The organism is Flavobacterium sp. XN-5 (assembly GCF_008033395.2).
GTDB classification, from domain to species: Bacteria; Bacteroidota; Bacteroidia; order Flavobacteriales; family Flavobacteriaceae; genus Flavobacterium; species Flavobacterium hiemivividum.
On sequence record NZ_VOGZ02000020.1, the window covers coordinates 1 to 1,441 of the forward strand.

The following is a 1,441-nucleotide window of genomic DNA, read 5'->3' on the forward strand; positions in this document are numbered from 1 at the left end:
ATAGGCTTTTTTGTTTTAAATCGGATTCTAACTTGGAATCTGGTATATATGTTCTATTCTCTCTTTTGGCTTGCATTATTAATTGATTTTCAATATCCATAGCTTCCCATCGATGTTTGACTCTGATTTCTTGCATGGCTTCCAAAGCTAATTTTTGAACATGGAACCTATCAGTTACCTGTATTGCTCTAGAAAAACATTGGATCATAACAAAAACCTGTGGAGTAGTACAAATTAAGCATAAATACTAGTTAGCCTAAAGAGGAAAAACTCAATGTTTCTTACACCTCTAAATTGAGACCTAAACGCTTTTATCTTCGGATTAGAGAATTCCGCTGATGCATTAGAGCTTCTGTTGTCAAAATAGTTTACGATTGTTTGATAATGATTCTGTATTGATCTAGATATAGTATTAAATGATTTAAATTCAGCTTGATTTAGTTTTTCATGCCATTTTGTTAGTCTGCTTAAGCCGTAGATTTTATCAGTAGTAATTTCAAATACATTTCTTAAGTCTTGAGCAAAGCTATATGCTTTTTCAATATCAGGATATAATTCGAATAACAATTTGGCTCTTTGGGTTTGATTTTCAGACCATTTTGATTTATTTTTATACAAGATGTACCTACTTCTAGCTAACAATTGCTTAATGGTGTCGCCGTTAGACGATATTAGGATCAGTCTCAAAAATTGGGGATTATCCGAAAATATTAGATAATCTGAATAGAAAGAAATCTATTTTGCTTGTGCAGAAATTGGAATTGGGGGACTTAGTGAATAGTTTAGGTAATTTAAATAGAAAAAGTCCAATTCTCGACCATCGGTCGATTTATTTCATAAAATTTCACTTTCAGTAATTCAACGAAAGGGCTGGTTCTGCTAAGGTTTGCAGCAAATAATAGTAAAACTTTTTTTAGTAAACCATAAAAGGATTTGATTCTTTGTATGTTGAAAAGGACTTGTGCTTTTTCTATTATAGAAAAAGCGGCTAGACCTTTATATAAGGACTAGAATCTTTTTCTGGAGCTATTTCTCGCTCCCGACACTTCGGGACTGGCTTGATAGCATTTCCACTGTTATGGGGGGCTAGGGGAGTTGTTTTCAGCTGTGAGATTTAGTGAGTATCGGTAAAGTCACTAAAAATACAACACCTACATGTAGTGGTATAGAAAGCAAAACTACTAATTAAAGTAGTTGTCAAGAGTAAGAAGCTTGTTCTGCTAATTGCAAAGTATTAGTAAAGATGCAGTATTTTCAACGAAACAGGGCAAACCACGTCCACAAATTCTCCCTCTCCTTTGGAGATGGCTGGGGTGAGGAAAAAACTTTCCACTTCAAGATTCCTATTTCCAGCGAGTTAAGTCATGTGTTACGAAAACATCAAAAAATAGTCAATAAAAAGTATTGTTTAACGCTATAAAGGTGCTACTTTTGCACCCGC

General features: G+C 34.0%; 2 protein-coding genes. Both read right to left on the bottom strand.

What is annotated here, in order from left to right; translation table 11 throughout:
- A partial coding sequence (locus FQU23_RS16345; protein WP_147674742.1) for a transposase occupies positions 1–208 on the bottom strand: 208 nt, incomplete at its 3' end.
- Between the two features lie 26 nt (positions 209–234).
- Positions 235–687 carry a transposase gene (locus FQU23_RS16085; protein WP_245181141.1) on the bottom strand — a complete coding sequence of 151 codons (453 nt, stop codon included), beginning with the start codon at positions 685–687 and terminating at the stop codon, positions 235–237.
- Positions 688–1,441: the final 754 nt, after the last annotated feature.